The sequence below is a fragment of the Micromonospora sp. NPDC005161 genome, assembly GCF_053599855.1.
This window is the reverse complement of record NZ_JBSFYQ010000022.1, coordinates 1-23,977: the sequence shown is the minus strand read 5'-3', so window position 1 is coordinate 23,977 and position 23,977 is coordinate 1. Positions and strand designations below refer to the sequence as shown.

Sequence of the window (23,977 nt, the reverse complement as noted above, 5' to 3'; positions counted from 1 at the left end):
CGTGCCGGTGGTAGACCCTTCGCTGAATTTCAGGACCGACGCCGACCCGGCCGAGGTCGAGCCGACACGACGGCCTCGACGCCGCCCGGCCCGTGCCGACCTGTTGGCCCTCGGAGCCTATGTGCTGCTGGGCATCTTCGTCTGCCTCAATTACTGGGGGGACGTGCAGGCTCGGGTGTCCTCGCACCTGCCCACCGACCACAGCTGGTTCGAGTGGCTGTTCGCGCATGGCGCGTACTCGCTGCGGCACCTGGAGAACCCGCTGTTCACGGCGCGGCAGAACGCCCCGGACGGGGTGAACATGATGGCCAACACCTCGCTGCTCGGGGTGACCCTGCCGCTGGCCCCGCTGACCATGCTGCTCGGCCCGCAGGTGATGTACGCGCTCTACCTCGGCGGAGCGTTGGCGGCCACCGCCGGCACCGGGTACTGGGTGCTGTCCCGACACCTGGTGCGCTCCCGGGCGGCGGCCTTCGTCGGTGGCGCCTTCCTCGGCTTCGCGCCGGGGATCATCCACCACGCCAACGGCCAACCCAACTTCGTGTCCAACTTCCTGCTGCCGCTGATCGTGCTGCGGGTGCTGCGGCTGGGCGAGCCGGGCCGGTGGCGGCACAACGGGCTGGTGCTCGGGGTGCTGGTGGCGTACCAGATCTTCATCAACGAGGAGATGCTGCTGCTCACCGCGCTGGCCTGCCTGGTCGTCGTGCTGGCGTACACCGTGCAGCGGCCGTCCGCGGCGCGCGCCGCGGCGGGCCCGTTCCTGGCCGGACTGGGCGTCGCCGGCGGGCTGGCGCTGGTGCTCGCCGCGTACCCGATCTGGTTCCAGTTCAGCGGCCCGCAGTCCTACCGCGGCCTGCAGGGCGGCGTCTTCCACAACTGGGGCGAGGACCTGGTCGCCTTCGTCACCTTCGCCCGGGACACCTGGGCCGGTGACCCGGCGGTGGAGCAGACGATCGGGCTGACCGAGCAGAACACCTGGTTCGGCTGGCCGCTGGTGCTGCTCTCGGTGGTGGCCCTGGTGCTGCTCGTGCGCCGGTCGTTGGCCGCCCGGATCGTCGCGGTGCTCATCGTGGCCTTCACCGTGGCCTCGATCGGGCCGCGGATGCGCTTCAACGGCGTGGAGACCGGGATACGCGGACCGTGGTCGTACGTGTCGGACGACCTGCCGCTGGTCGAGATGATGATGCCGACCCGGCTGAGCCTGGTGGTCACCGCCGCCGTGGGCGTGCTGCTCGCACTGACCTGGGACGCGGCGTCCCGCCAGGGCCGCTCGGCGGCCGACCGAGCCCGGGTGCCGGCCCCGCGTGCCGGCGAGCCGGACCCGGCGACGCCCGGCGACGCAGCGGCACCGGCCGCGTCGCGCCGGCGGTGGTTGCGTCCGGTGGGGTACGCGGCGGTCGCCCTCGCCGTGCTGCCGCTCCTCCCCCGCCCGCTGCCGGCCCAGCCGATGGACCCGCCGCCACACTTCATCACCGCGGGCGGCTGGCGGCCGTACGTGCCGGTGGGCCGCACGTTGGTGCCGGTGCCGATCCCGAGCAACGTGCACGGTCTGCCGACGCTGCGCTGGAGTGCGCTGACCAGGCAGGAGTTCCCCATCCCGGGCGGCTACTTCATTGGCCCGAACGAGGTGGGCGAGGGAGTCTTCGGCGCACCGAACCGGCCAACCAGCAGCCTCATCTACTCCACCATGGACGCTGGCGCGGTCCCCGCGCTCACCGACGAGAATCGCCGCCAGGCGGTCGAGGATCTGCGGTTCTGGCGGGCGTCGGTGGTGGTGCTCGGAGCGCATCCGCGCGAGGCGGTGCTGCGCGAGCTGGTCACCGCCCTGATCGGGCCGCCGCAGCGGGTCGACGACGTCTGGGTCTGGGACGTCCGCGCGCTGGTGGGCTAGTCAGCCGACGAGGCCTCGGACGTCCCACACCCACCCGCCGTCGACGGGCTGGCCCGGCCCGAGCAGCTCCTCGACGGTCCGGCGGACCGGTTCGCCGTGCGCCAGTCGGCCGAGCACCACCAGCGCGGCCCGCCAGTGCCGCAGATCCTCGACCGCCTGACGGCGGTCGGCGTCGGTGAGCACCGGCACCGCGCCGGTCTCGGCCACCCGGCGCAGCAGCACGGCGGTGGGCCGGTCCGGCGCACCCCAGCGCGCCGCCGGGTCGTCGGGACCGGTCGGGCCGATGAAGTACCCGCCGGGCGCGCGGAAGGCCAACCCGGTGCGGGCGGACCAGAGCATCACCGGGCTCAGCGCGGCACCGGTGACCGGGGGCACCGCGACCACGGTCCGGCCGGGCGGCACCAGCGGGCGCCACCCGCCGCCAGCGACGAACTCCGGCACGGGCGCGACCGGTACGGCCCGGATCGGCGTCGGAACCAGGGGCAGCAGCGCGGCGGCCACCGCACCGGTCCACAGCAGCCGCACCGGTAGGCCCGGCGCGGTCCTCGGCCGACATGCCGCCCGGACCCGGTCCAGGGAGAGCGCCATCAGCACGCCCAGCACCGGCACGCAGACCAGCGCGAACCGCGCCGGGACCGCGAGGTCGAGCAACGGCAGCTCGGCGACCAGCCGGTACGGCCCGGGAATGCCGGTGGCCGTGCCGTCCACCCGCAGCTCGGTGCCGAGCGAGAGCAGAGCGAAGACCAGCCCGCAGCCGGCCAGCGCGCGGACCAGCGGCCGTCGCCACAGCCAGATCACGACCACCACGGCGAGCACCAGCAGCCCGGGCCCGAAGAACGAGTTCTCCTCGGTGGGATTCGGCGAGAGCAGCCCCGGCAGCCAGTCGTCACCGAGCACGGTCTGCCGGGCCGACGCGGTGAACGACGCCGCGTCCAGTTGGAAGCCATGCGTGGCGAAGGCCATCCCGGAGTAGTGCTGCGGGCCGTGGAACTGGAACCAGATCGGGTACGCCAGCAGCACCGCCGCCACGACGGCGGCCACCCCGAGCCGGCCGAGCAGGGCCGGCGCGAGCCGCCGGGCCGACACCCGGTCGGTGAGCGCGTAGCCCAGCGCGAACACCCCGGCGGCGAGCGCCAGGAAGACCAGCACCTCCTCGCCGATGAAGACCTGCCAGACGAGCAGCAGCCCGAGGCCCACACCGGGCCGCCACACCCCGCCCGGTCCGGGCCGGAACACCAGGGCGAGGATCGCGGGCACCAGGAACTGGGCGGCCATGTGCAGGTGCGCGCCCGCCTGAGCGATCATGCCGGGGGCGAAGCCGCAGATCAGCCCGCCGACCGCCGCCGCGGACCGGGCGGTGACCATCCGGCGGCGCAGCAGCGCGTACCAGGCCGTGGCGGTGCCGGCGAGGCAGCAGACGACCGCCACGCAGAACGCCGCCTGCGAGCCGAAGAGCAGGGTGACCGGGGTCAGCGGGACACCCAGGCCGAGCACCGAGGTGTTCGCCATCAGGTTGACGCCGTCCGGCGCGTTCAACGCGGTGCTGTAGAGCGGGTTCTCCCCCTCCACCACGGCACGGGCCGCGTGGGCCAGCATCCACTCGAACAGGACCTGGTCGCCCGCCTGGTGGAAGAGCCGCCCGGGGTGGCGCCACTGCCCGCTGGTCAGCAGCACGGCCAACCCCAGGTAGCCGACCACCACCAGGGCGTCCGGGAGCCAGGCGGGCCGGGACCGGCGTGCCGGCGCCGAAACCGCCGGCGCCGGGTCCGCGGTCGCCGTGGACGCCGTCCCGGCGGTCATCAGACTGAGCGGTCGGTCAGCGTCCGGACGTCCCACACCCAGACGTCCAGCTCCTGACGGCCGGGACCGACCAACTCCTCGACGGTACGCCGCAGCGGTTCGACGTTCTGCTGCCGGACCGGCAGCACCAGGATCGCCGCCCGCCAGTGCCGCAGCTCGTCCGTGAAGCGGCGGCGCTGCCGGTCGTCCAGCTTCGGTGTCCGGCCGGTGGTCGCCACCTCCTCCAGCAGCTGACCCACTCCGCTCGGTCGACCACCGAACCGGCCCGGGTCACCCGTGTTGCCGTTGCGGGGCGCGAGGAAGTAGCCGCCGGGAATCTTGAAGTCGAGGTTGGTGGCCGCCGCCCAGCGCATGCCGTGCGTGTTGCCCATGCTGGGCACCGGGACCGGCACCAGCGTCTCGTCCGGGCCGACGTACGCCCGCCAGCGGTCGGCGGTGATGAACTCCGGCACCGGCGGCCGGGACACCATCCGCAGCGGCATCGGGGCGACCGGCAGCAGCGCGAACGCCAGGCCTGCGACGACGAGCTTCCGCACGGTGCGCCGGTCGGCCGGACGCAGCGCCCAGGCCCGTTCGACCGCGAGCGCGATCAGCAGACCGACCACCACGCTGGTGATCAGACCGAACCGGGTCGGCACCACCGCGTCCAGCAGCGGCAGGTGGACGAGCCACTGCCAGGGCCCGGTGACCAGCTCCCGGTCCCACCAGGAGATCCGTTCGCCGAGGGAGAGCACGGCGAAGAACCCGCCGGTCACCGCGAGCGCCCGCACGATCAGGTCCCGCCGCAGCCACACCACGACACCGACGGCGAGCAACGACAGGCTCCAGCCGAAGAAGGCGTTCTCCTCCGAGTAGTTCGGCGCCAGGTTGATGTTGGCCCGCTGGTTGCCGCCGAGGGTGGGCGAGCCGGGGGCGAAGAAGGCGGCGACATCGTTGCCGTAGTCCTGCACCGCGTCGCTCAGCCCGTGGTACGCCATCGGCCCGGCGAACTGCACGTACAGCGGGTACGCCAGCAGCGCCCCGGCCAGCAGCGCGCAGGCGGCCAAACCGGCGCCCAGCGGTCGCCACACCGCCGACCAGCGGGCCGGCTCCTGGGCGAGCACCGCCAGCAGGAAGACCCCGCAGGCCATCGCGGTGAAGAGCAGGATCTCCTCGTTGATGAACGCCTGCGCGGTGACCAACAACGCCAGCAGCACCCCGTCGCGCACCGGCCGGTGGGACCGGGTGAGCACGAGGACCCGCCAGACGATGAACGGCAGCAGGAACTGGCTGATGATGTTCGGATGCCAGCTGGCGTGCGAGAGCATCGCCGGGGAGAACCCGCAGAACCAGCCGCCGACGGCCGCGGCGAGCGGCGTGCGCACCAGGTGCCGGGAGAGCACCGTGTACCAGGCCATGGCGGTGCCGGCGAGGCCGAGCGTCACCAGCACCACGAAGGACACCGCCGGTCCGAAGAGCAGGGTCACCGGCACCATCGGGATGCCCAGCGCCAGCACCGCCGTGTTGGCCATCAGGTTGACGCCATCGGGGTAGTTGAACTGCTCGGTGTAGAACGGGAACTCGCCGTGCAGCACCACACGTACCGAGTGGGCGAGGAAGAACTGCACCTGGGCCGGGTCGCCGGTGTAGAGCGAGGCCACTCGGCCGGAGGGGTCCAGCCAGAGCCGACTGGTCACCCAGAGCGCAGCGAGCAGGAACAGCGCACCCACGGCCAGGTCCTGCCGCCGCCGGGTCCAGCCGGTCCACCAAGGTCGCCGTGTCCGGCCCGGGGCCTCCACTGCGGATTCCGCTTCCTCGTCCGCCCCGGCCGCGGCGGGCGCGGACGTCGGCGCCGCGGGCGGCCCCGCGAGCACGGATTCGGCGACGCGGGGAACCCTGGCGGGCGCGACGGGAGCGGCGGCCGAAGTGTGGTGGCTCACTGTCTCGTCGGAGCGGGCCTCCGCCTCCCGGTGCGGCGCGGACAGGGCGCGGGACTCGGCAGGCGTCACAGTCGGCGGAGTCTACCCGAGCGACGAAAGGGTATTTAAACCCCGGTGTCGTCCAATGTGGTGGATGGACCGACCGCCACCGGAGGCGTCGCGTCGGACATCTCGTACTATGGCGCTTTCCCACAGCGACGACGAGGCGATCGGGAGGGCGGATCAGGTGACTCCAGACCGCCGGCACGGCAGGGCGCTCACCGTCCTGCTGGCCGCCCTGCTGGCCGCCACGGCATGCGGCCCGGTCGCCGACCGCAAGCCGAAGGATCTGCGGGTCGGGTACGACAGCCTGGACGGCACGCTGACGGTGTGGCCGCCCCGGGGCGACCTGTCCGGCGACGCCACCACGACGGCGGCGGTCACCGACGCGGTACGCGCCTGGCGGTCACCCGCCGACGATCGGGCGCACCTGCCCTCGTCCGGCATCCTCTTCTCCGGACGCGTCGAGGGCGCCCCGGTGGCGCTGGTCGCCACGGACGTGCCCGGCGAGAGCGCCTCCTGGCTGCTGCAACTCACCCGCGACGGCGACCGGTACGCGGTCACCCGCGCCACCGAGTACACCGACCCCGGCTACCTGGTCTACTCCGACGTGCTGCCGGTGCAGGCCCCCGGCGGCCGGCGCTACCTGGTCTCCGCCCGGGTGCAGCGGCTGCTCGGGCCGCAGGGCCGGGCGCTGACCGTCGCCGACGGCCTCAGCGCGCCGGTCGACGTGCCGGCCTGCGCGGCGGTCCCGGTGACCGCGACCCTGCGGGCCACCGAGTCGCTGCCCCGGGGGCGGGCCGCCGACCGGCTCCTCGACCTGGGCACCGGCACCGCCGATCCGCGTTATCCGCTGGTACGCGACGAGTCCGGCACGGGCCGGCGGGCGCTCACCGGCCTGGACACCTGCGTGCTGGCCGACGACCGGGGCCCCTTCGGCAGCATCCCCCGCCGGATCGGCGACCGCGACGCGCCGCGGTCGGTGCCGACGTCCTGGCCGATGGCGAAGCTCACGATCCGCTCGCTCGGCGAGGTCGCTCTCGGCGGCGGCGAGCCGGCCGAGTTGCAGCAGCTCAGCTGGGCCACCGACGCCGGCACGATGACCGCGGTGGTCTACCGACCGGCGGACGGGAGCGCGCCGGTGGTCTCACCGGCCGACCGGGCCACACCGTTGCAGACGTACCAACTGCCGGTGCCCGGCCAGCCGCTGGTGGTGCTCAGCTGGCGGGCCACCCGGGACAACTCGCTCTCCGTCCCGCCGGGCACCCCGCTGCTGGTCGAACGCCCCGGCCTGGTGGTCATCCCCGAACCGTCACGCCCCCAGACCTTCAGCCTCGCCGGCACCGACAAGACCCACTACCGCTCGGTCAGCCCCCGCTGACCCACCCCGTCGTCCCGGGGCGCACGGAAACGACGGGCGGGCCCGGAGGGGCCGCCCGCCGTCGTGTGCCGTGGGTCAGTTCTGGGCGGTGGCGTCGGTGGGGGTGAGGCGGTCCGGGGTGGCGTCCAGACCGGAAATCCAACCGGTGACGTTCCGGGCCACGTCCTGCGCGGTCAGGCCCAGGTCGGCGAGGATCTGGGCGCGGGTGCCGTGCGGGTGCCAGTCGGCCGGTACGCCCAGGTCCTTCAGCGGCACCCGGACGTCGGCGTCACGCATCGCCTGACCGAGCGCGTCGCCCACGCCGCCGACCCGCACGCCGTCCTCGACGCTGACCACGAGTCGGTGGCCGGCGGCCAGCTCGACCAGCTCGGCCGGGACCGGGCGGACCCATCGGGGGTCGACCACGGTGACGCCGTAGCCCTGCTCGGCGACCCGGGCGGCCACCTCCATGCCCAGCTGCCCGAAGGAGCCGACGGCGACCAGCAGCACGTCGGTGCGGGCCGACTCGGCCAGCACGTCGACCGGGCCGACCCGGCGCAGCGCCGGCAGGTCCGCGGCGACCGCACCGGTCGGGAAGCGCACGACTGTCGGGCCGTCGTTGACGGCCAGCGCCTCGCGCAACTCCTCGCGCAGGGTGGCGGCGTCCCGGGGGGCGGCGATCCGCAGCCCGGGCACCACCCCGAAGACCGACATGTCCCAGATGCCGTAGTGGCTGGGGCCGTCCGGGCCGGTGATGCCGGCGCGGTCCAGCACGAAGGTCACCGGCAGCTTGTGCATCGCCACGTCGAGCAGGACCTGGTCGAAGGCACGGTTGAGGAAGGTGGCGTAGACCGCGACCACCGGGTGCAGGCCGCCCAGCGCCAGCCCGGCCGCCGAGGTGGCCGCGTGCTGCTCGGCGATGCCCACGTCGTACACCCGCTCGGGGTACTTGCGGGCCAGCTTGGCGATGCCGGTCGGCTCCGCCATCGCGGCGGTGATGCCCACCACGTCCGGCCGCTCGTCCGCGACGGCCAGCAGCTCGTCGGCGAAGACGTGGGTCCACTTCACCGAGGGGGCGGCCAGCAGGGCGCCGGTCTCCACGTCGAAGGCGCTGCCGGGGCCGTGCAGGCAGTCCGCCTCGTCCTCCTCGGCCGGGCGGTAGCCGTAGCCCTTGCGGGTGACCGCGTGCACGATCACCGGGCCGCCGAAGTTCTTCGCCGCGCGCAGCGCCGACTCGACCGCCGCCACGTCGTGCCCGTCCACCGGGCCGACGTACTTGATGCCGAGGTCCTCGAACATGGCCTGCGGGGCGACGGCGTCCTTGATGCCCTTCTTGACCGCGTGCAGCACCTCGTACATCGGCCGGCCGACGAGCGGCGTGGAGCCGAGGGCGTCCTTGACCGTGTCGAGGACCTTCTCGTAGCCGGGGTTGAGCCGCAGCGAGGAGAGGTGGTCGGCCAGCCCGCCGATGGTGGGCGAGTAGGACCGACCGTTGTCGTTGACCACGATGACCAGGGAGTTGCCGGCGGTGGCGATGTTGTTCAGCGCCTCCCAGCACATGCCGCCGGTGAGCGCGCCGTCGCCGACCACGGCCACGACGCTGCGCGCCTCGCCCCGCAGGGCGTACGCCTTGGCCAGGCCGTCGGCGTAGGAGAGCGCGGTGGAGGCGTGCGAGTTCTCGATCAGGTCGTGCTCGCTCTCGGCCTGGCTGGGGTAGCCGGAGAGGCCACCGCGCTGGCGGAGCTTGTCGAAGCCGGCCTGGCGCCCGGTGAGGATCTTGTGCACGTACGACTGGTGACCGGTGTCGAACAGGAGCCGGTCGCGGGGGGAGTCGAAGACGCGGTGCATGGCCAGCGTCAGCTCGACCACACCGAGGTTGGGCCCGACGTGCCCGCCGGTGCGGGAGACCTTGGCGATCAGGAAGTCCCGGATTTCGGCGGCGAGGACGTCCAGCTCCTCGCCGGACATCCGCTTGACGTCCTGCGGACCGCGCACCGTCCCCAGCAGCCGACCGTGGTTGGCCCTGTCCTCTTCAACGCTCATGACCGCAGAGTCTATCGGCCCTCCGGTACTCCGCAGCCCGGCCCGAGCACCGCACGCTCGGACCCGGTCCGCACCCGCCGGCTGAGCGTTCGGTCAGACACGGTTCGGCCGGGTCACCCGGCGGGTGGGCGCGTGCCTGGTCAGGACCGGATCCGCAGCCGGCGCGGCGGGTCGGCCGGCGTTCCGGGGTACGCCGGCCCGGCCGGGGTCCAGGAGCCGAGCACCGCGCCCCGGGTGGCGCCGGTCACCGACGGGAGCGACCCGGGCAGGCCGTGCCAGGACAGCCACCCGAGCAGCGCGAAGGCGTACGCCTCCTTGGCCTGCGCGGGCACGCCCAGCTCGTCGGTGCCGCGCAACCGCCACCGGCCGGCGCCCAGCGCGGCGAGCCGGCCCAGCAGGGTGGGATTGCGCACACCGCCGCCCGCGGCGACCACCTCGACCACGTCGTGCCGGTCGCACTCGGCGGCCACCACCCGGGCGGTCAGCTCGGTCAGCGTCGCCAGCAGGTCGTCCAACGGCACCGGCGCGCCGAGCGCGGCCAGGTGGCGGTCCAGGTAGCCGGCGTGGAACAGCTCCTTGCCGGTGGACTTCGGCGGCGGCGCCGCGTAGTACGGCTCGGCCAGCAGCTCGGCGAGCAGCCCCGGGTGCACCCGGCCGGCTGCCGCCCGGGCGCCGTCGAGGTCGCACGGCCGATCCAGGAAGCGCCGGGCCGCCGCGTCCAGCAGGGCGTTGGCCGGGCCCACGTCGTACCCGAGCACCGGTGCCCCCGGCGCGACCACGGTGAGGTTGGCGATGCCGCCGAGGTTCAGCGCCGCGCGCGGCGCCGCGGCGCCGTCTGCCGGGTCCAGCAGCAGCGCGTCGAAGGCCGGCACCAGCGGCGCGCCCTGCCCGCCGAGGGCGATGTCCGCCGAGCGGAGGTCGCTGAGCACAGGTACGCCGACCCGGGCGGCCACCCGGGCCACCGCGCCCAGTTGCAGGGTGCCGAGGGCCACCCCGTCGGCGACCCAGTGGAAGACCGTCTGCCCGGGCGAGACCACCGCGTCGGCCCGCCCGCCGGCCAGCTCCACGCCGACCGCCGCCGCCTCGGCGAAGACCTCTCCGAGGCGGTTGTCGAGCCGGCAGACCGCCTCGATGGTGGTGGCCGCCGGTGGCAGCAGCGCGGCGATCTCGGCGCGCAGCCGCTCGTCGTAGTCGAGGCCGCGGTGCCCCAGCGGGCGCAGCCACAGGGTGTCCCCCTCGGCGGTGAACTCCGCCGCCACGACGTCCACCCCGTCGTACGACGTCCCCGACATCAACCCGACGATCCGCATGAAGGAAGGGCCCCCTGTTAACGCCTCGTGTATAGGAAGGGTCCCCTGCTAACGCGCAGCGGGCGGGAGCAGCAGCCCGACCAGCTCGACGTGCTGGGTCATCGGGAACAGGTCGAAACCGCGCACTGCCTCCAGCCGCCAGCCCAGCTCGGCGAAGGTGCGCACGTCCCGGGCGAAGGCGGCCGGGTCGCAGGCCACGTACGCCACCGCGCGCGGACCGGCGGCGGCCAGCGCGCGCACCACCGGGGCGCCCGCCCCGGAGCGCGGCGGATCGAGGACCACCACGTCGACCGGGCCGGTGATCCGTCGGCGGGCCAGCGCCGTCTCGACCCGGGCCGACACCACCTCGACCCGGGGCAGGTCGGCCAGGTTCTCCCGGGCGGCGGCGACGCCCTGGGCGGATGCCTCCACCAGGGTCACCCGGCCGGTCGCACCGACCCGAGCGGCCAGCCCGGCGGCGAACAGTCCAGCACCGCCGTAGAGGTCCCAGGCCACCTCGCCCGGTCGCGGGTCGAGCAGTTCCAGCACAGCCGTGGACAACGTGTCCGCAGCCGCCGGATGCACCTGCCAGAAGGCGGACGCGGGCAGCTCCCAGTCCCGCCCGGCGGCCACCTCGCGGACCGTCGTCGGCCCGCTCACCGGGGTTGCCGCACCGTCGCGGACCTCCGCGACGGTCACGTCCCCGCCGGTGCTGGCGACGGTCTCCACCGCCTCGGCGGCCGGCCAGCGCGCGCCGGTCGGGGTGAGTACCGGCAGCTGCTGGATGGCCGGGTGGGCGATCCGGCAGCGGTCGATCGGCACCACCTCGTGCGAGCGGTGCTTGAGCAGGCCGGCCCGGTCGGCGGCGTCCACCGCGTAGCGGACCCGGGAGCGCCAGCCCAGCAGCCCGCCGGGCAGCGCCTCGACCCGGACTCCGAGCCGGTCCAGCTCGGCGTCGGTCAGCCCACCGAGGCGGACCAACTGCTCACGCACCACGGCGGCCTTCCAGGCCAGCTGCGCGTCGGGTGCGACGTGTTGCAGGTCGCAGCCACCACAGGCGCCCGGCTTCGCGTACGGGCAGGGCGGCTCGACCCGGTCCGGCGAGGGTTCCAGCACGGTCACCGCGTCGGCGCGGACGAACCCCCGGTGCACCTCGGTGACCTCGGCGATCACCCGCTCGCCGGGCAGCGCGTGCCGGACGAAGACCACCTGGCCGTCCACCCGGGCCACGCAGTGCCCGCCGGGGGCGACCGCGTCGACGGTCAGCTCGACCAGCTCCGCCTCGGCCAGCCCGCGCTCCGGCGGCGGTGGTGTCTCGGCCCGCCGTACTCCCGGCTCAGTCACGGCCGGTCCCGACCGGGCCGCCGTCGACCGGGCCGCTCTCGCCGGACGGCGCGCTGACGACCGGCGGCGGGGTGCCGGGCGGGGCCACCCGCGGGCCGCGCGCCGGGGTCCGGGACAGCGTGGCGTCCAGCCGGTCCAGGTTCTTGCTCGCGGTCGAGGCGAGCTGCCACGGAACGCTGACCACCATCACCCCAGGTTCGAAGAGCAGCCGCCCCTTGAGGCGCAGCGCACTCTGGTTGTGCAGCAGGTTCTCCCACCAGCGCCCGACCACGTACTCCGGGATGAAGACGGTGACCACGTCCCGGGGCGACTTACGGCGGGTGGAGGCGACGAAGTCCAGGATCGGCCGGGTGATCTCCCGGTACGGCGAGTCGATCACGGTGAGCGGGATGGCCATCTCCCGCCGTTCCCACTCGACCTGCAGGTCCCGGGTGTCCTTGTCGTCCACGTTGACCGTCACCGCCGTCAGCGTGTCCGGCCGGGTGGCCCGGGCGTACGCGATGGCCCGCAGGGTCGGCTGGTGCAGCTTGCTGACCAGCACGATCGCGTGGTTGCGGGCGGGTAGCACGGCGCGGCCCTCGTCCGGCGGGGTCAACTCCCGGGCGACCCGGTCGTAGTGCCCACGGATGGCCAGCATCAACAGGTAGATCACCGCCATCGCCGCGATCGCGATCCAGGCGCCGAGCAGGAACTTGGTGATCAGCACGATCACCAGCACCGTACCGGTCAGGCCCGCGCCGAACGTGTTGATGGCCCGGGACCGTTGCATCCGGCGACGCGCCTCCGGATCCCGCTCGGTGCGCAGGCGCCGGTTCCAGTGCCGGATCATGCCGACCTGGGAGACGGTGAACGAGACGAAGACCCCGACGATGTAGAGCTGGATGAGCCGGGTCACCTCCGCCTGGAAGCCGACGATCAGCACGATCGCGAAGAGGGCGAGGAAGACGATGCCGTTGGAGAAGGCCAGCCGATCGCCCCGGGTGTGAAACTGCCGGGGCAGGTAACGGTCCTGCGCGAGGATCGAGCCGAGCACCGGAAAGCCGTTGAACGCGGTGTTCGCGGCCAGGAACAGGATCAGGGCGGTCACGCCGGCCACCACGTAGAGCAGGATCGACCCGGACCCGAAGACCGTCTCGCCGAGCTGGGTGGTGACGGTCTTCTGCACGTACCCCTCGGGACCGGAGACGATCTGCAGGGCCGGGTCCTCGACGAACTGCAGGTGGGTCAACCGGGCCAGCCAGATGATCCCGACCAGCATGCTCACCGAGATGGTGCCGAGCAGCAGCAGCGTGGTGGCGGCGTTGCGGCTCTTCGGCGCCTTGAACGCCGGCACCCCGTTGGAGATCGCCTCGACTCCGGTGAGCGCGGCGGCGCCCGAGCTGAACGTCCGCAGCAGCAGGAAGATCAGTGCGAAACCGGTCACGCTGTGCTCGGCCTGGATCACCAGATCGGCGCTCGGCGCGCGGAGTTCGTCGCCCAGCACGAAGACCCGGACCAGCCCGGTGAGCAGCATCCCGCCCATCACGATCACGAAGCCGTAGGTGGGGATGGCGAACGCGGTGCCCGACTCACGCAGGCCGCGCAGGTTCACCGCGCTCAGCAGCACCACCGCCGCCACCGCGATCATGACCTTGTGGGTGGCCACGAAGGGCAGCACCGAACCGAGGTTCGCCACCCCGGAGGAGACTGACACCGCCACCGTGAGCACGTAGTCGACCAGCAGGGCGCTGGCCACGCCGACGCCGAACTTCGGGCCCAGGTTGACCGTGGCCACCTCGTAGTCGCCGCCCCCGGAGGGGTAGGCGTGCACGTTCTGCCGGTAGCTGGCCACCACCGTCAGCATCACCACGACCACCGCCAGCGCGATCCACGGCGAGAAGACGTACGCCGACGCGCCGGCGATGGAGAGGGTTAGCAGGATCTCGTCAGGCGCGTACGCGACGCTGGACAGCGCGTCGGAAGCGAACACGGGCAGCGCGATGCGCTTCGGCAGGAGGGTGTGCTGCAGCCGGTCGGACCGGAACGGTCGACCGAGGAGCAGCCGCTTCAGCAGCGAGGTGGGACTGGCCACGAACGCCAAGAGTACGACCACCACGGCGGGGGCGCGGGGGTGGGCGATCACGGCTGGCTGGAGCGGCGGGGTACGGTCGGTCCCCGCTTCCGACCGGGACGTGGCAGGCTCGCACTCGGAGGCCACCGGCAGCGGGAGCGGTACGCACCTTGGGAGGGACAGCGTGCACGTCGTGATCATGGGTTGTGGCCGGGTCGGGTCGACCCTCGCGCACAGCCTGGAGTCCCGGGGGCACTCGGTGGCGGTGATCGATCAGGACGCCGACGCCTTCCGCCGGCTCGGCCCCGACTTCGCCGGGATAACGGTGACCGGGGCGGGCTTCGACGGCGAGGTGCTGCGGCAGGCCGGCATCGAGCGGGCGGACGCCTTCGCCGCCGTCTCCAGCGGCGACAACTCCAACATCATCTCCGCCCGGCTGGCCCGGGAGACGTTCGGCGTGTCCCGGGTCGCGGCCCGGATCTACGACCAGCGCCGGGCGCAGGTCTACGAGCGGCTGGGCATCCCCACCGTGGCGACCGTGCGCTGGACGGCGGACCGGATGCTGCGGCACCTGGTGCCGGAGGGCAACGTGGAGATCTTCCGCGACCCGACGAGCACCGTGTCGATCGTCGAGGTCCCGGTGCACAAGGACTGGATCGGCCGGTCGGTGCGCGCGCTGGAGGAGGCGACCGGGGCACGGGTGGCCTATCTGATCCGCTTCGGCATCGGCACGCTGCCCACCGCCTCGACCGTCGTACAGGAGGGTGACCAGGTCTTCATGCTGGTCAGTGACGACATCGTGGCGACGGTCACGTCGGTGGCGGCGACGCCGCCGGAAGGGGGACAGTGAGCCATGCGGATCGCCATCGCGGGCGCCGGCAACGTGGGCCGCTCGATCGCCCAGGAGCTGATCGACAACGGTCACCAGGTGATGTTGATCGAGCGCCAACCGAAGATGCTGCGCCCGGACCGGGTGCCGGCCGCCGAGTGGGTGCTGGCCGACGCCTGTGAGCTGGCCAGCCTGGAGGAGGCCAACGTCGCCGGCTGCGACGTGGTGGTCGCGGCGACCGGCGACGACAAGGTCAACCTGGTGGTGTCGCTGCTGGCCAAGACCGAGTTCGCGGTGTCCCGCGTGGTCGCCCGGGTCAACCGGGCCGAAAACGAGTGGCTGTTCACCGAGCAGTGGGGCGTGGACGTCGCGGTGAGCAAGCCGCGGGTGATGGCGGCGCTGGTCGAGGAGGCGGTGACCGTCGGCGACCTGGTCCGGCTGATGACCTTCCGGCAGGGCGAGGCGAACCTGGTCGAGATCACGCTGCCGCCGACCGCGCCGTACGTCGGTCAGCCGATCCACGCCGTGCCGCTGCCCCGCGACTCCGCTCTGGTGGCGATCCTGCGCGGCAAGCGGGTCCTGGTGCCCAGCCCGGACGACCCGATCGAGGCCGGCGACGAGTTGGTCTTCGTCTGCACCGCCGAGGTGGAGGACCAGGTCCGGGCGGTGATCCTCGGCCCGGACAGCGTCGAGCGGACCCGCAGCTCCCGCTGAGCCGTCGCCCGGCGGCCCGGCGCTGCGCTCAGGCGCCGGGCAGCGGGGTCGGTTGCGACTCCCGAGTGACCCGGCGCACCGTCCAGACCGTGATCAGCAGCAGCAGCGCGTACGGCGGGTAGCCCAGCGCCAGCCGGGCCACGCCCAGCGCGGTGTCCTGGTGCGCCAGGTAGAGCCCCGCCTGCACGCCCACCTTGGCCAGCCAGACCACGCCCCAGAGCACGGTCAGCTGGGTGAAGGTGCGCACCAGCTTCGGGTCGTCCCGCCACTCCGCACGACCCTTGGCCACCAGCACCGACCAGATCCAGCCCACCAGCGGCTGCCGGATGGCCGCCGAGACCAGCAGGGCGATGCCGTAGCCGATGCCGTAGAGGATGCCGGGGAGGTAGAAGTCGCGCTCGTCGCCGGTACGCCAGGCGATGGCCGCACCGATGCCGACGCCGAACAGCCCGTTGACCGCGTGCCGGATCGGCCGGCGTTGGACCAGCCGCAGCCCGGCGATCAGCAGCGCGACAGCCACCGAGGCGATCACCGCGGGCCGCAGCTCGCCGATGATGTTGGCGATGACGAAGACCACCACCGGGATGCTGGACTCGACCAGCCCCCGCCAGCCGCCGAGCTGGTCGGCCATCTGCTCGGCGATCGTCGGCAGCCGCTCGTCGTCCTGAGGACCGGTCTCCGGCTGCGCCGCCCGGTGCTGTCCCGTCGTCATCGCCGGCCTTCCGTCCGCAACGCCGTCACTTCGGCGAGTCCAGCTCGTAGTAGGGGTTGTAGATGACCTTGCGGTCGTCCCGCACCGCGACCCGGCCGCGCGCGGTCAGGTGCCGCCCCGGCTCGATCCCGGCGATGTGCCGCCGACCCAGCCAGACCAGGGTGACCACGTCGCTGCCGTCGTACAGGTCGGCCTCGAGGGTGGGCAGGTTGGTCCGCGGCGTGTAGACCACCGTGCGCAGTCGACCGGCGACCGAGACCACCTGGCCCCGGGAACACTGCTGGGCCGGGACACCGCCGCACTCGGCGCTCTCCCGACGCAGCTCCTGCGCGTCGATCTCGGCCTCGCTGGCGGTGAGCCGTTGCAGGATGCGCCGCAGCGACACCCGGCTCTCGTCGGTCGTCATGACCTCCGCGTCACCCTCTCCACGATCACCGGCCCCGGCCGGCACTGGCCCGGCCGCCGGCGACGCCGGAACCGTGCCGCCAGCGTACGCCGACGGGGGCGGTTCCGGCGGGCCGGTGCGCGTGGGTCAGACCTGGCGCGGTTCAGCGGCGGACGCGTCCCCGGCCTCGGCGTCGGCGTCGGCCTGGTCGGCGACCTCCTTGGGCAGCCGCAGCGGCAGCGGCTCGCGGACCGGCTTCGCCTCCTGCCCCCGGTCGACCACCAGGCCGTCCAGGCACTCGGCGAGCGGCCCGGCGGTGGCCGGGTCGAGGGCCACCGGGCCCTGGAACACGCCGCGGACCATCCAGCGCGGCCCGTCGACGCCGACGAACCGCAGATTGGTCGGGCCGTCCGGGGTGTTCACCTGGGCGTGCAGCTCCGGGCCGTACTCGCCGTCGACCTCCTGGGCGGTGGCGCCGTCGCGGAGCAGCGACTGGCGGATCTCCTCGCGCACCTCGTCCCAGATCCCCTCGGACCGGGGGGCGGCGAAGACACCGAGCTGCAGCGCGTTCTCCCCGTGCACCAGCACCACCTGCTGGATCACGCCCTGCGGGTCGGCCTGCACCCGCACCTCCACCTCGGCGACCGCCGGGATGTGCAGGCTGCCGAGGTCGAGCCGCTGCACGTCGTCGTTGACCTCGGAGATGTCGTACGGGCCGCGCTCCAACGTCGGCGTCGACTCCTCGGTGCTCTGGCCGCCGACCTCGGTGGTCCGCTCGTCACGGGTGTGCCGCCCGGCATCGGCCCGCTTTCGGGAGAAGATCACTGCGCCCACCCTCCGCTGTTCACACTCACCCTGCCACCTCTTCCGTCTGCCCGCGGCTCGGCTCGTCCCGCTGCTCGACCAGGCCCGCCGGCGACGGCACCAGCCCGGCGTGCCCGCCGGTGGAGCCGTGCCCACCGGTCCCGCGCTGGGACCCGGGCAGCTCGGCCACCGGCTCGAACCGCGCCCGCGCGACCCGCTGGACCACGAGCTGCGCGATCCGGTCGCCGCGGGAGATCTTCGCCGGCGTTTCCCGATCATGGTTGATCAGGTTGACCAGGATCTCACCCCGGTAGCCGGCGTCGACCGTACCGGGCGCGTTGAGCACCGTCACGCCGAGCCTGGCCGCCAGGCCGGAGCGGGGATGGACCAGGCCCACGTACCCCTGGGGCAGCGCGATGGCAACGCCGGTGGGCACCAGGGCCCGGCCGCCGGGCGGCAACTCCACGTCCGCGGCCGCCACCAGGTCGGCCCCGGCGTCGCCGGGATGGGCGTACGCGGGCAGCGGCAGCTCGGCATCGAGCAGCCGTACGGGCACGGGTACGACGTCGGTCACGGGTCTCTCTTCCATCCGGTGGATCGGGGTGACCCTGCCATCCTGCCGGTTACCCGGGCCGTCGTGCGCCGTACCCTCGCAGGAGTGAGCATGTCGCCCTCTCCGTCCGCCGGTCAGCCACCGGTCGTGGCCCGCACGGCGTACGCCGAACGGCTGGATCTGCCCTGGTGGTTGTGGCTGGCCGGGCTGGCAAGCGCCGCGCTGCTGGCCGTCGAGATCTGGATGGGCGCCGACGGCGTCCGCACCTGGCTGCCGTTCGCGGTGCTGCTGCCGGCCACCGCGGCCGGGCTGTGGTGGCTGGGCCGGATCCGGGTCGCGGTCGCCGACGGTGAGCTGCGGGTGGACGACGCCCGGCTGCCGGTGCGCTTCGTGGCGGACGTGGTGCCGCTGGACGCGGCCGGCCGCCGTGAGGTGCTCGGGGTAGGCGCGGACCCGCTCGCCTTCGTCGTCCAGCGGCCGTGGATCGGCGGGGCCGTGCAGGTGGTGCTCGACGACCCGGCCGACCCGACCCCGTTCTGGGTGGTGAGCACCCGGCATCCGGTCGAGCTGGCCGAGGCGCTGCTGACCGCCCGGGACGCCCGCGCCCGCGTCGACCGCACGGCAGGCGAGCCGGGCTGACCGCGGCGGCGCCGCGTGTCGGCCCGCTCAGGTGCCGGTCGGCGGGCCGGGCAGGGCTGGCGGCGGGGCCGGCCGGGCGATGCCGCGCCGACGCAGGTCGACCTGGAGCTGGTCGGCCATCGACCGGGTCGCCCGGCGGTTGAGGAAGCTGGCCACCGCCGCGCCGGTGAGGAACGGCCCGAGCGTGGTGAGGTTGCGTCCGAAGCGCCGGAGCAGGGTGTCCCGCAGTTCCTTGCGCGCGGCGGTGCCGAGCACCGCGCCCACCCCCACGCCGGGCAGCATCGGGTTGACCCCGCGCTGGGTGGCCCAGGAGTGCACCAGGGCGACCGACCGTTGGCTGCCGGCGGCCGGCAGCGCCACGCCGTGCACCTCGTGCAACTCGCCGACCAGCTTCAGCTCGACCGCCACCACGGCGACCGTCTCGGCGGCCAGCAGCACCGGCGCAGACAGGAGGGTCGGGGCGACCGTCCACTCGACGGCGGCGACTCCCCCGCCGGCGGCGCCGATCCCGGCGGTGGTCCGGGCCGCGTTGCGGATCAACCGCTCGGCCAGGGCGTTGTCGTCCAGCCCCGGGAAGTGCCGGCGCAGGGTGGCCAGGTCCCGCACCGGTACGTGCGGGGCGATCTCGGCGACGGTGTCGACCATCCAGCGCACGGCGGAGCGGGGCTTGAACAGGTCGCCGATGCCCCGGGCGCGGGCCTGCCCGACCATCCGGGTGAGCAGTTGGCGGCGCTTCGCGGGCTCGATGTCGTCCGCGGTCAACGCCGCGACGGTGGCGCCGAGGTCGTCCGCGCCGGCGCCGGTGGTGTCGCCTCGATCGCTCATGGGGTCGGACCTCCCGGTGCTGTGGCTACCCCTACGAGTCAAGCAGGTACCCAGCGGTGGCGCATCGCTACACCGGCAGCGGCGGCCCCGATCAGGAGGCCGCCGCTGGTGTCGTGAGTGTCAGACGCACTCGCGGCAGATCAGTTCGCCGTTACGCTCGACCGCCAGCTGGCTGCGGTGGTGCACAAGGAAGCAGCGGGCGCACCGGAACTCGTCCTGCTGCATCGGTAGCACCTTGACCGTGAGCTCCTCGTCGGCCAGATCGGCGCCGGGCAGCTCAAAGCTCTCGGCCACCTCGGCCTCGTCGACGTCCACCGCGCCCGACTGTGAGTCGACGCGCCGGGCCTTGAGCTCTTCCAGGCTGTCCTCGCCGAGGTCGACCTCATCGCGACGCGGGGCGTCGTAGTCGGTGGCCATCGGTTTCACTCTCCCATATCGATGTTGTCGCTTCCGGTTGTAACGCCGGACGACGCTGTTTCGGTTCCGCTGGCCGGCCACCAGTTGTGTCGGGCACCCGACCCGGGGACCGAACGGGTTGAGCCCGCTGGGGCGACTCCCCTGCGAGCGCGGAACCTTACCCCCCCTTTGGGCGAGGCATGTATACCGCCCTTGCGGCTGAGATGTACGCCCCAGCCCCCCAAGTTGTTCCCAATGTGACTCAGGCGACACGAAGATAGGGGTAGTAGTACCCGGTTCGCGGTCGGCGCGCCGGCATGTCGGACTGTTTCCACGCGACGGCCGGACAACCGTTAACCTCAGCGGCGTATTCGACGGCCGCCGGTCAGTGCGATCGTTGGCGGCCGCCGCCACCCACCTGACGTCCGGGAGCGCCCAGATGAGTTTTGCGCGAGTGCGAGCACTCGTCGTCGTCGGCATGCTCGGGGTGCTGGCCCTGGCCTTCGTGATCACCGCGCTGGTCCGCGACACCCAGGGCAATGCGGGCACGGCCGAGGGTTGCCCCGATGGCTGGCCGCTGGCCGACGTGACTCTGCACGAGCCCAAGGACGTCAAGATCAACGTCTTGAACGCGACCGACGAGCCGGGCCGGGCCGGCAGCGTCGCGGACGACTTCCGCAACCGCAAGTTCCAGGTCAAGAAGGTCGGCAACGCGCCCAAGGGGATCGACGAGGTGGCCGTGCTGCGGTACGGCCCCAAGGGCGTCGGTTCGGCGCACCTGCTGCAGGCGTACTTCCTCAACAACGCCGAGCCGGGCTACGACCCGAAGCGCACCGACGACACGGTGGACGTGGTGCTGGGCAGCCGCTTCCAGCAGCTCGCCACGACGACCGAGGTGAACCAGTCCCTCGGTGACCTGGGCGCCCCGGCGGCGCCCCCGGAGTCGTGCCCGTCCCCGGTCGCCAAGAACTGACCGGGCAGGTCGGCGGGCGCTGACCCCTTCCGTCACCGCCCGCCGGCTCGGTGTCGCCGACGGACCCTCGGACGCACCGGCCACGCCGGTCAGGGGCCGCCGGCGGCATCCAGGGCGGCCAGGCGGTCGTGCAGCGGCGCGAAGAGCGCCGGCGGGGCCGCGAGCACCAGGTCCGGGCCGGCCGGACGCCCCTCCAGGCCGGTGACCCGCACACCCGCCTCGGCGGCCACCAGCCCACCGGCAGCGAGGTCCCAGGCGGCCAGACCCTTCTCGAAGTACGCGTCCAGGCGTCCCTCGGCGACCAGGCAGAGGTCCAGCGCGGCCGCGCCGAGCCGGCGGATGTCCCGCACGTGCGCGATCAGCCCGGCCACCACCCGGGCCTGGTGCGCCCGGCGACCGGCGTCGTAGCCGAAGCCGGTGGCGACCAGCGCCTGCCCCAGGTCGGTCTCGCCGGAACAGCGCAACCGGACGCCGTCACGCCACGCGCCACCGCCGGCCGTGGCGGTCCACTCCTCGCCGGTGCTGACGTTGCGCACCACGCCGGCGACCACCACGCCGTCCACCTCGGCGGCGAGCGACACCGCGCTGTACGGCAGCCCGTAGAGGTAGTTGACGGTGCCGTCGATCGGGTCGACGATCCAGCGCACGCCGCCCGGCCCGACCGGCCCGGTGTCCCCCGTGCCGTACTCCTCGCCGAGCACCGCGTCGCCCGGCCGCAGCCGGTGCAGCGCGTCGAGCACCTGCCGCTCGACCGCCCGGTCGGCCGCGGTGACCACGTCGGTGACCGTACTCTTGGTGGCGGCCACGGTGACGCCCTCGGCCCGCATCCGGTACGCGGTGGCCGCGGCGCCCCGCGTAACGTCGAGCGCGACAGCCAACAAATCCTCGGTCGCCGGCACCGAACGGTCCATCCCACGTCCCCTTCCCGCACGAGCGGGCCGTTCCGGGCCGCGCGTGAGTATCATCCTTACAAAGTCCACATCTGCGCCGAATCGGCGGTCCCCGCCGCCGTTACGCCGTGCGGCGCAGGATGATCGCCGCAGACGGCGTTACAATTCACCCCTGCGCCCACGCGCCACGGACCGCCGACCACCGGCCGGTCCGGGACACGGGGGTCCCTCACCACAACGCCCGGCCTGTCGCCCCACGCTGTGCCGGACGACCCGGCCGTACCCGCTCTTCGCCTCCGGAAGGTCATTCGTGACAGAACCCCGCCAGCCCGGCGCCGACGTTCGCTCGCTCACCGACACTCTGATCGCCCACGCGCAGAGCGCCGGCGGTCAGCTCACGTCGGCTCAGCTCGCGCGCACCGTCGAGTCCGCCGAGGTGACTCCGGCCCAGGCCAAGAAGATCCTGCGGGCGCTCTCCGAGGCGGGAGTGACCGTGGTGGTGGACGGCTCGGCCAGCACCCGTCGCCGGGTCGCGGCGGCCCGCTCGACCACGCCGGCGTCCCGGGCCACCACCGCCAAGACCACCAAAAAGGCCGCCGCACCGGCGCCCAAGCAGGCACCCGCCTCCGACGACGGCCCGTCCACGCCGGGCCCGCGGAAGGTGGCCCCGCGCAAGGCGGCCGGCACCACCGCCGAGGTCGCCACCGCCGCCGCGCCGGCGAAGGCCGCGACCAAGTCGACCCGGGCCACCAAGGCGACGGTCGCCGCGGCCGCCGGCGCCAAGCCGGCGAAGGCCGGCGGCAAGAAGGGCGAGGGCGCCGACGGCGAGATCGACCCGGAGGAGCTCGCCGCCACGATCGAGGACGTGGTGGTCGAGGAGCCGGCCGCGCTGACCCAGGCCGCCGAGACCGACGCCGCCGCCTCGGCCACCGACAACGACTTCGAGTGGGACGACGAGGAGTCCGAGGCGCTCAAGCAGGCCCGGCGGGACGCCGAGCTGACCGCCTCCGCCGACTCGGTGCGCGCATACCTGAAGCAGATCGGCAAGGTCCCGCTGCTCAACGCCGAGCAGGAGGTGGAGCTGGCCAAGCGGATCGAGGCCGGGCTCTACGCCGCGGAGCGGCTGCGGGCGGCCGACGAGGGCGAGGAGAAGCTCACCCGGGAGATGGTCCGCGACCTGGGCTGGATCTCCCGCGACGGCGAGCGGGCCAAGAACCACCTGCTGGAGGCGAACCTCCGCCTGGTCGTATCGCTGGCCAAGCGGTACACGGGGCGTGGCATGGCCTTCCTCGACCTGATCCAAGAGGGCAACCTCGGCCTGATCCGCGCGGTCGAGAAGTTCGACTACACCAAGGGCTACAAGTTCTCCACGTACGCCACCTGGTGGATCCGGCAGGCGATCACCCGCGCGATGGCCGACCAGGCCCGCACCATCCGCATCCCGGTGCACATGGTGGAGGTCATCAACAAGCTCGGCCGCATACAGCGCGAGCTGCTCCAGGACCTGGGCCGCGAGCCCACGCCGGAGGAGCTGGCCAAGGAGATGGACATCACACCGGAGAAGGTACTGGAGATCCAGCAGTACGCCCGGGAGCCCATCTCGCTGGACCAGACCATCGGCGACGAGGGCGACAGCCAGCTCGGCGACTTCATCGAGGATTCCGAGGCCGTGGTCGCGGTCGACGCGGTCTCGTTCACGCTCCTGCAGGACCAGCTCCAGCAGGTGCTGCAGACGCTCTCCGAGCGTGAGGCGGGTGTGGTACGCCTGCGCTTCGGCCTGACCGACGGCCAGCCGCGGACGCTGGACGAGATCGGCCAGGTCTACGGGGTGACCCGGGAGCGGATCCGGCAGATCGAGTCCAAGACGATGTCCAAGCTGCGTCACCCGTCCCGGTCGCAGGTCCTCCGGGATTACCTGGACTGAGCGGGTTTCGTCAACCGAACGTGTCGTTTTGACCACCTGGTGTGCAACACCAGATGGTGATCGTCCGGATGCACGAATGTGATCGTTGACGTGGCACCCTGGGTGCACGGCACACTGTCCCAGCCATGTGTGACCTCGGTCCCCCGCGGGCACACAGGGAAGGCAAGGCCCGGCAAGGGTGTTGCACGATAGGTGAGCAACGACCGAAGAGATTGTTCATCGGTGACGACCAGAGGAGGAAGGCGATGAACTCGACCCTCACGCCGCCGCCCGAGACGGTGGCGCCCCCAGCCGCCGATGAACGGTGCGACCGCTGCAATGCTGCCGGCAAGCTCCGGATCACTCTGGCGGGTGGGAGCGAGTTGGTTTTCTGTGGGCACCACGCGAACAAGTACGCGGAGGATCTCGCGAAGATCACCGTCCGGTTCGCAACGGAGCCCGATTTCAGTTGGCGTGGCGCCGATCTGATGGCGAACTGAATCCGCAACCCGACATAGCCGACCGGAGACACCCCGAGGGTGTCTCCGGTCGGCTTTTCTCTGCGCGCGCCCCGCGCCCCGCGCCCCGCGCCCCGCGCCCCGCGCCCCGCGCCCCGCGC

Annotated in this window: 21 protein-coding genes; 8 read left to right on the top strand and 13 right to left on the bottom strand. The window is 73.2% G+C overall.

Annotated elements, in window-relative coordinates:
• The first annotated feature begins 1 nt into the window (after position 1).
• Positions 2-1,891: a hypothetical protein gene (locus ACWD5O_RS21085; RefSeq protein WP_450086323.1), complete on the top strand. Its 1,890-nt coding sequence runs from the start codon at positions 2-4 to the stop codon at positions 1,889-1,891.
• Here ACWD5O_RS21085 and ACWD5O_RS21080 read toward each other — a convergent pair whose 3' ends face one another.
• Positions 1,892-3,691, bottom strand: a complete 1,800-nt coding sequence (locus ACWD5O_RS21080) for a hypothetical protein (protein ID WP_354963112.1) — start codon at positions 3,689-3,691, stop codon at positions 1,892-1,894.
• Positions 3,691-5,469 (bottom strand): hypothetical protein, encoded by a 1,779-nt coding sequence (locus ACWD5O_RS21075; RefSeq protein WP_450086322.1) that lies wholly within the window; start codon positions 5,467-5,469, stop codon positions 3,691-3,693. Before ACWD5O_RS21075 ends, ACWD5O_RS21080 begins: the two co-directional genes overlap by 1 nt.
• Before the next feature lie 367 nt (positions 5,470-5,836).
• On the opposite strand from ACWD5O_RS21075, the gene ACWD5O_RS21070 reads away from it, so the two are divergent.
• Positions 5,837-7,030, top strand: a complete 1,194-nt coding sequence (locus ACWD5O_RS21070; RefSeq protein WP_387325303.1) for a hypothetical protein — start codon at positions 5,837-5,839, stop codon at positions 7,028-7,030.
• Between the two features lie 75 nt (positions 7,031-7,105).
• Here ACWD5O_RS21070 and dxs read toward each other — a convergent pair whose 3' ends face one another.
• The 4 genes from dxs to ACWD5O_RS21050 form a co-directional block, all read right to left on the bottom strand.
• On the bottom strand, positions 7,106-9,052 hold the full coding sequence (gene dxs, locus ACWD5O_RS21065) for a 1-deoxy-D-xylulose-5-phosphate synthase (protein ID WP_354963113.1): 1,947 nt from the start codon (positions 9,050-9,052) through the stop codon (positions 7,106-7,108).
• 140 nt (positions 9,053-9,192) lie between these two features.
• Positions 9,193-10,362, bottom strand: coding sequence for an anhydro-N-acetylmuramic acid kinase (locus ACWD5O_RS21060; protein WP_450086280.1), 1,170 nt, complete (start codon positions 10,360-10,362; stop codon positions 9,193-9,195).
• A 48-nt stretch (positions 10,363-10,410) separates the two neighbouring features.
• On the bottom strand, positions 10,411-11,685 hold the full coding sequence (locus ACWD5O_RS21055; RefSeq protein WP_354963115.1) for a class I SAM-dependent RNA methyltransferase: 1,275 nt from the start codon (positions 11,683-11,685) through the stop codon (positions 10,411-10,413).
• Entirely contained in the window at positions 11,678-13,756 is a 2,079-nt protein-coding gene (locus tag ACWD5O_RS21050; RefSeq protein WP_354963116.1) for an APC family permease, read from the bottom strand. Before ACWD5O_RS21050 ends, ACWD5O_RS21055 begins: the two co-directional genes overlap by 8 nt.
• Before the next feature lie 163 nt (positions 13,757-13,919).
• On the opposite strand from ACWD5O_RS21050, the gene ACWD5O_RS21045 reads away from it, so the two are divergent.
• Positions 13,920-14,585: a potassium channel family protein gene (locus tag ACWD5O_RS21045; protein ID WP_354963117.1), complete on the top strand. Its 666-nt coding sequence runs from the start codon at positions 13,920-13,922 to the stop codon at positions 14,583-14,585.
• Positions 14,586-14,588: 3 nt separating this feature from the next.
• Positions 14,589-15,278 (top strand): potassium channel family protein, encoded by a 690-nt coding sequence (locus ACWD5O_RS21040; RefSeq protein ID WP_354963118.1) that lies wholly within the window; start codon positions 14,589-14,591, stop codon positions 15,276-15,278.
• A 28-nt stretch (positions 15,279-15,306) separates the two neighbouring features.
• Here the strand turns inward: ACWD5O_RS21040 and ACWD5O_RS21035 are convergent, their stop codons facing one another.
• The 4 genes from ACWD5O_RS21035 to dut all read right to left on the bottom strand — a co-directional run bounded on the left by ACWD5O_RS21035 (position 15,307) and on the right by dut (position 17,768).
• Positions 15,307-15,990 (bottom strand): DUF3159 domain-containing protein, encoded by a 684-nt coding sequence (locus ACWD5O_RS21035; protein WP_354963119.1) that lies wholly within the window; start codon positions 15,988-15,990, stop codon positions 15,307-15,309.
• A 25-nt stretch (positions 15,991-16,015) separates the two neighbouring features.
• Positions 16,016-16,396, bottom strand: coding sequence for an OB-fold nucleic acid binding domain-containing protein (locus ACWD5O_RS21030; protein ID WP_089017103.1), 381 nt, complete (start codon positions 16,394-16,396; stop codon positions 16,016-16,018).
• 126 nt (positions 16,397-16,522) lie between these two features.
• The gene (locus tag ACWD5O_RS21025) at positions 16,523-17,200 is read right to left on the bottom strand and encodes a DUF3710 domain-containing protein (protein WP_354963120.1); all 678 of its coding nucleotides are present in this window, start codon (positions 17,198-17,200) and stop codon (positions 16,523-16,525) included.
• 25 nt (positions 17,201-17,225) lie between these two features.
• Entirely contained in the window at positions 17,226-17,768 is a 543-nt protein-coding gene (gene dut / locus ACWD5O_RS21020) for a dUTP diphosphatase (protein ID WP_354963121.1), read from the bottom strand.
• A 69-nt stretch (positions 17,769-17,837) separates the two neighbouring features.
• Here dut and ACWD5O_RS21015 point away from each other — a divergent pair, with 69 nt between their 5' ends.
• Positions 17,838-18,371, top strand: coding sequence for a DUF3093 domain-containing protein (locus tag ACWD5O_RS21015; RefSeq protein ID WP_387325311.1), 534 nt, complete (start codon positions 17,838-17,840; stop codon positions 18,369-18,371).
• A gap of 27 nt (positions 18,372-18,398) precedes the next feature.
• Here the strand turns inward: ACWD5O_RS21015 and ACWD5O_RS21010 are convergent, their stop codons facing one another.
• Positions 18,399-19,196: a hypothetical protein gene (locus tag ACWD5O_RS21010; RefSeq protein ID WP_354963123.1), complete on the bottom strand. Its 798-nt coding sequence runs from the start codon at positions 19,194-19,196 to the stop codon at positions 18,399-18,401.
• Positions 19,197-19,316: 120 nt separating this feature from the next.
• Positions 19,317-19,613 (bottom strand): DUF4193 domain-containing protein, encoded by a 297-nt coding sequence (locus tag ACWD5O_RS21005; protein ID WP_007075406.1) that lies wholly within the window; start codon positions 19,611-19,613, stop codon positions 19,317-19,319.
• Positions 19,614-20,046: 433 nt separating this feature from the next.
• On the opposite strand from ACWD5O_RS21005, the gene ACWD5O_RS21000 reads away from it, so the two are divergent.
• Entirely contained in the window at positions 20,047-20,565 is a 519-nt protein-coding gene (locus tag ACWD5O_RS21000; RefSeq protein ID WP_354963313.1) for a LytR C-terminal domain-containing protein, read from the top strand.
• A gap of 89 nt (positions 20,566-20,654) precedes the next feature.
• On the opposite strand, the gene ACWD5O_RS20995 is transcribed toward ACWD5O_RS21000, so the two are convergent.
• The gene (locus tag ACWD5O_RS20995) at positions 20,655-21,476 is read right to left on the bottom strand and encodes an inositol monophosphatase family protein (RefSeq protein ID WP_354963124.1); all 822 of its coding nucleotides are present in this window, start codon (positions 21,474-21,476) and stop codon (positions 20,655-20,657) included.
• A 289-nt stretch (positions 21,477-21,765) separates the two neighbouring features.
• Here ACWD5O_RS20995 and ACWD5O_RS20990 point away from each other — a divergent pair, with 289 nt between their 5' ends.
• Positions 21,766-23,379 carry an RNA polymerase sigma factor gene (locus ACWD5O_RS20990; protein ID WP_354963125.1) on the top strand — a complete coding sequence of 538 codons (1,614 nt, stop codon included), beginning with the start codon at positions 21,766-21,768 and terminating at the stop codon, positions 23,377-23,379.
• A 245-nt stretch (positions 23,380-23,624) separates the two neighbouring features.
• Positions 23,625-23,858 carry a DUF7455 domain-containing protein gene (locus ACWD5O_RS20985; RefSeq protein ID WP_354963126.1) on the top strand — a complete coding sequence of 78 codons (234 nt, stop codon included), beginning with the start codon at positions 23,625-23,627 and terminating at the stop codon, positions 23,856-23,858.
• The last annotated feature ends 119 nt before the right edge of the window (positions 23,859-23,977 follow it).

Coding starts and splice junctions, on each gene's coding strand:
- ACWD5O_RS21040 (WP_354963118.1), top strand. CDS start 14,589: ATGCGGATCGCCATCGCGGGCGCCGGCAACGTGGGCCGCTCGATCGCC.
- ACWD5O_RS21035 (WP_354963119.1), bottom strand. CDS start 15,990: ATGACGACGGGACAGCACCGGGCGGCGCAGCCGGAGACCGGTCCTCAG.
- ACWD5O_RS21060 (WP_450086280.1), bottom strand. CDS start 10,362: ATGCGGATCGTCGGGTTGATGTCGGGGACGTCGTACGACGGGGTGGAC.
- ACWD5O_RS21005 (WP_007075406.1), bottom strand. CDS start 19,613: ATGGCCACCGACTACGACGCCCCGCGTCGCGATGAGGTCGACCTCGGC.
- dut (WP_354963121.1), bottom strand. CDS start 17,768: ATGGAAGAGAGACCCGTGACCGACGTCGTACCCGTGCCCGTACGGCTG.
- ACWD5O_RS21010 (WP_354963123.1), bottom strand. CDS start 19,196: ATGAGCGATCGAGGCGACACCACCGGCGCCGGCGCGGACGACCTCGGC.
- ACWD5O_RS20985 (WP_354963126.1), top strand. CDS start 23,625: ATGAACTCGACCCTCACGCCGCCGCCCGAGACGGTGGCGCCCCCAGCC.
- ACWD5O_RS20995 (WP_354963124.1), bottom strand. CDS start 21,476: ATGGACCGTTCGGTGCCGGCGACCGAGGATTTGTTGGCTGTCGCGCTC.
- ACWD5O_RS21080 (WP_354963112.1), bottom strand. CDS start 3,691: ATGACCGCCGGGACGGCGTCCACGGCGACCGCGGACCCGGCGCCGGCG.
- dxs (WP_354963113.1), bottom strand. CDS start 9,052: ATGAGCGTTGAAGAGGACAGGGCCAACCACGGTCGGCTGCTGGGGACG.
- ACWD5O_RS21030 (WP_089017103.1), bottom strand. CDS start 16,396: ATGACGACCGACGAGAGCCGGGTGTCGCTGCGGCGCATCCTGCAACGG.